Source organism: Noviherbaspirillum soli, from assembly GCF_015352955.1.
Taxonomy (GTDB): domain Bacteria; phylum Pseudomonadota; class Gammaproteobacteria; order Burkholderiales; family Burkholderiaceae_D; genus Noviherbaspirillum_A; species Noviherbaspirillum_A soli.
Map to the genome: position 1 here is coordinate 22,487 of NZ_JACYOX010000046.1, position 6,816 is coordinate 29,302.

A 6,816-nucleotide genomic window follows, 5' to 3' on the forward strand; every position below is an offset into this window, starting at 1 on the left:
TCGAGTCGGAAGGTGGATTATCCAAACATCAGACAAGAGGAAACCGATGGATGCATTGAGCAGACCGTACTGCTGCTATAACGCCAACAATTCTGAAGACGTACACGGTGATCAACATCATCAAGATGATGATCACGCCAACAATAAGACACGCAGGAAAAATACCACCGACAATATATTGGCCAACGCGCATGCCGTTGCCACGACACACCAAGGTGAGAATCAACCTGACCCGAGCGTAACCATCAACGATGATAATGATGATAGTGATGACGTTGAAGACGCTGCTGCAGATTATAGAGATTTAAACAATGATATTGCCAGTTTGCTTGCCGAAACAGCGAATATACCCAAAGCGACGGAGTTGCAAAAAGAATTAAGAGTCGCTCTCGAACGGTATAGGCAGATGATCGACGAAGCCAAGCAACGCAACCACGACTATTTCCCCTGTGAATTCGCATCCAATTTCCTGTCTGGCGCAACCGCTTTCCTGATGTGCTTTGGCGTTGGCACGCTGACATCGAGCGCATTGGGGGAACCACTGTATGGCTGGGCCATCAGCACAGCAATGTGGGCATTGAGCGAGCGTTTCATCCCGATGATACGCAACACCTCCTGGGGAAACCAACATGCTGATAAATCCTATCCCCTGCTCGGCAATTTGATCCAACGCGCGGCCCGTGATGCAGTGAGAAATCTGGCGGAGATAAAGCCTCGCCACGCTACTGACAACAATCAGCAACCATCTCTCAAAGATTTCAATTTCCTGCAGGCCTGGAAGGGCAAAACGCTCACGGATGACCTTCCCTATTATTTCTATACCGTATGCTACGGCCTGCGCTATACCATTATCGCTGGCCTGAATCTACCACCCACCTCAGCAGCCAGTCTCGTTTCTTTGCTCGCAGCCGGCGCCCTGGCAGGGGCTTTTACGGCAGTGACAATGCAATACACCCGTCGACAGCAATGTCAGGCAGCCTCGAAAGGCGACCGATTCAAGGATCAGGCTATTACAAAAACGTTTGAGATGTGGAAGCAGGAGCTGGAACTTTTAGAGAACGCAGTGAAACTGGCTCGTGTCCTATCGACTAATCGCGGTGTCAAGGATACGGCGACTTCGAAAATTAATGCATACCATTTAGAAGAGAAACTGAAAAAATCCATTGAAAAAGCGAATCAGAAGGAAAATTGTCTTGGTTCGCTTAAGTTTGAATTTACAGCGCTGTTCGGGCTGAAACGTGAACAGGGGGATCGCCGAGGCGAGGTGGCCGGAAAACTATCTGAATTTATCGCCGGATTGCTGGCAAAGGGCACTGTTCTGGGTTTGAGTACAGGATGGAATTATGGCGTCACGATGAAAATGTTAGCGGCCACAGCGGACATCGGTGGAAAAATAGGCTTCATTTGGTGCCAAAATATTATACTGATCCTTGCGTTTAATTTCCGGAAAGAGGCGGAGCTGGGCTACCGAGGTCTATTGGGAGTTGGACTTGGAACAGCTGATATTGCATCGAAATTAATTTACGGCGTTGCGCCTGGCGAAGATGAGGATAATGATAATGACCGTGATCTCGAACGAGGTGATGCATCCATCAGATCAGTGGGCTCAACCCAGGAGCTGGGGGCCGAGTACCGACAACGAAATCGTAAAGATAAAAAATTAGCCAAGCGGTTGCATTCAATCGATGGCACGGATGATGATCAAGCTGATATGGTTCACCGGAGTGGTCGCAGCGATAGGGAAACGCCTGATACTGTTACTGAAGATGGCTCCGCATACGGCATTCATCGCGGAAAATCCGTAGCCAAAGACCGGGCGAAAAATCTGGAGAATTTATTCGCCCTACCGCATAGCAACCACCCAAATGCAGCCGCAGACCGGGAACGTAACGTCATTCAAATCGACGGCGGCCAGACCAGAAGGGCATCACGGCGCAAGAGAAATGAATCTGATTCAGGTGGCGATCGACTCGATATCTCCAGTTCGGATTCAGAATCCAGTGACTAGAAATTTGCAATGGTGGCGGAACTGGCTCAAGACAAATCCAAGTTTCCACATTACTTGAAAACGCTGCATGCATCCTTTTGTTTTGACGCATGCAGCGCTGTTTGAATGTGCATGTCAGCCTCAACTCTCTCACCGTCTCCCCACGAATCAACTTATACACCACTCTAGACGCATCACTAGTAAAAGATCGAAGCTGTTCCTAAGAAACACCACCCTTTTGTAGTGGATCTTGTGGCTGTAAATTAAACCCAAACTGAGCAGCGCGACGATGGAGCTGCTTGATGACCCGGTTGCGGTACTGTTGCTCATAGTAGTCGGCGCCCGGATCCCGATAGTCCATTCCAAAGCGCATGGCGTTGTAGAACAGCACGGCGATCTTGCGTGCAGTCGCTGTGACTGCCTTGGCATTGCCAATACGGGCGGCAAGTCGTCGGTAGAAGGCGCCCAGAGCGGTATGGCTTTTTCCCACCGTGACCGCTGCCAGCCGGAGCGCCACAGTCACTCTGTTGCTGGTTTTGCGTGTATGCGCCGACAGCACCTTGCCGCCGCTAATCTTGCAGCCAGGTGACAGCGTGAGCCAGGATGTGAAGTGCTTGGCGGTAGGCCAGCGTGACAGGTCCGTGCCGCACTCGCCGACCAGGCGCAGGGCGAGGAACGGACCAATGCCGTGTATTTGCGTCAGGTCCGTACCAGTGAGCTGATATAGGGCACGGCGCACGTCGAAAGCAGGAGCGTTCGGCATCTTGCCCCGATGCTTGGGCTTAGGCAGCGGCGCTTCCGGGATCGGTCTGTCGATATTCAATGCTGCGACCGCATGTTCAATTTCAGTATCGCATTCTTCAATGCAGTGCTGGTAAAAGTCATACAGGGCAAGCGCCTGCTTGAGCGCAAACAGATGCTCCGGTTGGTAGTTGCCGACCAGGGCGCTGCGGATGGTCTCCTGGCTTTCCTTGCATCGCACATCGCGCATGGCAGCCAGCTTGTCGGGATCGCGTTCACCGGCGACGATAGCCCGGATGATGCTCATGCCGGTCGTGCCCGTAATGGAGGCAATCACGTGATGCAGCTGGATGTTCATGAAGGTCAGCGCCTTCTGCATGTGCTGAATGTGCGCGGCAGCATAATCGGTATGCCGTTCGCGCGCCCGGAGGTAAGCTCTTAACTCTGCAATGGCGCGGCCCGGGCGGAAGCTGGCCCGTAACAGCCCACAGGCGTGAAGTCGCTGTAGCCACTGTGCATCGTTGACATCGCTCTTCCTGCCAGGCACTGCACGTGCCTCCCGGGCATTGGCAAGTATGACTTCCAGGCCACATGCTTCCAGGACTTCATAGGCGGCAACCCAGTAGACGCCGGTCGATTCCATGACCACGGTCTTGGTGCCGGTTGCCATCAGCCAGTCTGCCATGCGCTGCAGATCGCTGGTGAACGCCTGGAAAGTTTGGACGGGTTCATCGCATAAATCGGGACTGACCGCAACGACATGGAAGCGCGAGCCGATGTCGATTCCCGCAGCAAAGGGATGAATGATCGGCAGCCCGGTGGGCTTGGATCGCGTACGCTCTTGAGACATGGCCTACCTCCTGAACAATAAGCGCAGGACGGGGACTCGGGTTAAATCAATTTCCTAAACGGGGTCACCTAACGGCGCCACCACAGATGAGTCCGCAACTTCCCCTGGGCCAGGTTTTTTGACGGGGTTCATACCTCCAAGAAGCATTCGGCCACAGTCCATGCGTGCGTTCAGTCTACTCGCCTGGTGTTTCTACTCATAAGGGCCGCGCGAGGCGCGTGGGGCGGTTTTTAAGAATGACGAAACCGGAAAAATAGATTGTGACGGGTTGCAAAAGTAAAAACTTACGTCGCTTTCGCGTTTTTTCAGTGCTGCGACTCGGAAGCCCGCGCGGCAGAGGGGTCGGCGGCTGCAACGCGCGAGAAAACGGTCCAGCTCGGTATCACCACCTGCGCCCAAGGGGCAAAGAAGTGTTTAGCCCCCTAGGCTTGTTGGCACTACCAAACTGGCCTCGTTTTTCGCACGTTTCGCTTGGCCGCCTTCTGCCGCGCAAGCTCCTAGCTCGGAATAGATAAGTCTGACCCGTCAGTAACGCGATTAGCTTCTTTCATGGAGCGGCGTTTCTGGAGATTTTTCCTGTTGATGGACGAACTGTCTGAAGTCGGTGACAGCCTTCCTGCTTTTTCAGTAAAAAGTCTTGTCGGCGTGCCATTTGGCAGCCCGGTATGCTGGCTGGAGCGTCGCTTAGGGCTGGGTGTTAGCTTGATTGGGCTGAGTTCATCAAGTCGGGGAAGAGCAGACATAGAGGCCGGCAAAGCCGGCAACGCCGCCAAGCTTACCAGCCCGCTAGCATAACTGCCAGAACGAGGTGGAAGCGTATTATTTTCTTTTCTTTCCTGCCAAGAGTTTCTTCTCGCTTGTTTGCTTATTGCAGGTGGTGGGCCCAACAGATAGTCACCATCTGTTCGCCGTTTTTCGTTTTGATTTGGCTTGGGAAAAGTTGAAAGCGTCGCATAATTACCGGCTTCATCCACGTTTCTAAACGGACGGGACGCGTAATCCTTAATTGATTTTTTCTTTAGATACTCCGGAATTGGTTTTTTATTCATTTCTAATATAGAACGCTTCCGTTCGTGAGCAATAATCTTGTGTGTTCTAGTATGACCTTGCATTGGAACGCCAGGCGCCATCTCAACATCCTGCGGAAGGTCCCCACCCTCTCTAGGCATTTTCATGTTTAAAGTTTTAAACACTTCCTGCATCAATTTTTCCGCTGCCTCGGCCTCCGCTTCATTTTCAAATCGCAGATAGCGTTCCTGCGGGTCATGAATTTTATTATATGCAAATAAGAGGTCTTTTTCGATTCTCCGCAAATGCGAACTTTCTACATATTGATTGTATTTCTCAACCAATTCCTTATGACCATTCTCGACGGCCGCACCCTTCGCTTTATCTTTAAGCCAATTCGACTTGAATCCCTCCAACAATTCAACCTTTATATCAGAAAACTGCTGAATTCTGCAGTTAGGATCCCACGCCAGCAATTGCGACATAAAAGCATCCGCTCTTGCGATGTCACCCGATGCCATCGCCATATAAAATCCACCAATACCAAAAGCCCCATTTTTCTCAGGATCTGGTCTGCGGGCATGGAGAATTTCTTTCTTTTCTTCGAAAAATAAAAAATCGGAGTTCAAGACCGTTTCCATGAAAATTTTGATCATGTCGGTCGTGGAATGTGTCATTGCCCAATAAAAGGCCTGCAAACCCTGATGTTGTTTTGCCTGTATAACGTTTTTCGTAATAGAAGAAGGAGCGAACGACATTACTGCCAGAAGGTAAGCTCTCACCAGTTTGCAGCTTTCATTTTTTACCGCAATATGCAGAACCGGCAAGCCGGAATTTACTAGAAGGTCATGATATATTTTTGCATCACGACGAATAATCGATCTTTCATCGGCAGTTAGCCTTTTCTGCATTTTCCTCAGCAGCTCTATCTTCTGCAACTCAGCCTTCCTGTGAGGATCGTTCGCAAATTTTTCCTCGGGTTGAATCTTTTCCAGCTTTCTTCTTTCCCACCAATTCAAAGTAGACTTGAATTCTTCCAGCACATAATCTTGGTTATATTTTTTTTTATCGGGCGCGATAATTGAATCATTATCGTGACCAGCGATATTGTCATCGTCATTTTCCGGGTCATTACCCGACAAAAGACCTTTCCTTTCCCCCTCATTACTCCGACGCATTCCTTTTTTTGGTTCATTTTCCTTTTTTGAATGCTGCGCATGATTATCAACATAATGCTGGATGACCAAAGCGTCAAAATAGGCATTCACATCCTGTGTCAGCGTTGTGCAAACTTTCCCCGCCTCTCCTCGCAAGCATTCCAGCTTTTGCGATTTTTTAAGCTTTTTGTCAGTACAAATCGCGGCCACTTGTTGATACAGCACTTCGGCATTTTGATCAGTGTCCTCGCCGGTCATCAGCTCTATCAAATCAACTTTATATCCGTTCATGTAAGCGACCTCTTCCGGCATCAGCCTCTGCAGCCGCTGTTGCTTAGTTTCTTGTATTACTTTTGCTTTTTGCTTCTTCTGACCTGGCCCTAGTGGCAATAAGTCTTGATGATCCTGATCTTTCGCCGGTTTAACGGGCGATTGCGTTGCATTGGGCACGCTTGCTCTTTTCTTTGCTGCTACGACTGTTGTCGTCCTTGCCAGGCCCGAAGCTTTTTGTTTGGTCGCGTCGGAAGTGGAAACGACGTTAGAAGCTTGATCCAAGCTACTGTCGACCAGACTGCTGTCCTGTCCAGTGGCTATATCAACTGATTTGGCCGTCGGTGCGGGCGCCTTGCCGTTGGATGGTTTTGTGCCTGATGTAGCAGTAGTTCGCAATGCCGGTTGGCTGGTTTTCTTGATGCGTCTGGCTGTGACAGGAATGTTTTCTTTATCTTGCCCATAATGCAAGCTTGACCCATCCTCTTCAGAGGAAACCCAAGAATTATCTAACTCTATCAGCAGTTGCGTTTCTTGCTGATTAGCCTGGGGATTAGCTGATGAAGATTTTCGACTTGGCAATCCGCTCTTGCCTATCTTGCCCATCGGACTTTCCGGGTCTTTCCTATTAGGGCTGGATGTGCTGGAGAACACTGGCGCGGACCGCTTTTTTTCACTAGTAGTCTGACACAGGACATTTTTCGGTTTTAAAGCGATCTAACGGGAGGTTGTCGGGAAGGAGATCGCAATGAACCGAAAATATGTGCTGAAGTTGACGGCGGACGAACGCGGCTGGCTGGAAG

General features: G+C 50.3%; 3 protein-coding genes. 1 reads left to right on the forward strand and 2 read right to left on the reverse strand.

Annotated elements, in window-relative coordinates; all coding sequences use genetic code 11:
- The first annotated feature begins 46 nt into the window (after window positions 1-46).
- Window positions 47-2,008, forward strand: a complete 1,962-nt coding sequence (locus IGW04_RS22720; RefSeq protein ID WP_194715385.1) for a hypothetical protein — start codon at window positions 47-49, stop codon at window positions 2,006-2,008.
- Between the two features lie 199 nt (window positions 2,009-2,207).
- On the opposite strand, the gene IGW04_RS22725 is transcribed toward IGW04_RS22720, so the two are convergent.
- Together IGW04_RS22725 and IGW04_RS22730 are read right to left on the reverse strand one after the other, a co-directional pair.
- The gene (locus IGW04_RS22725; RefSeq protein WP_194715386.1) at window positions 2,208-3,578 is read right to left on the reverse strand and encodes an IS110 family RNA-guided transposase; all 1,371 of its coding nucleotides are present in this window, start codon (window positions 3,576-3,578) and stop codon (window positions 2,208-2,210) included.
- Between the two features lie 497 nt (window positions 3,579-4,075).
- Window positions 4,076-6,619 (reverse strand): hypothetical protein, encoded by a 2,544-nt coding sequence (locus IGW04_RS22730; protein WP_194715387.1) that lies wholly within the window; start codon window positions 6,617-6,619, stop codon window positions 4,076-4,078.
- Window positions 6,620-6,816 lie beyond the last annotated feature (197 nt).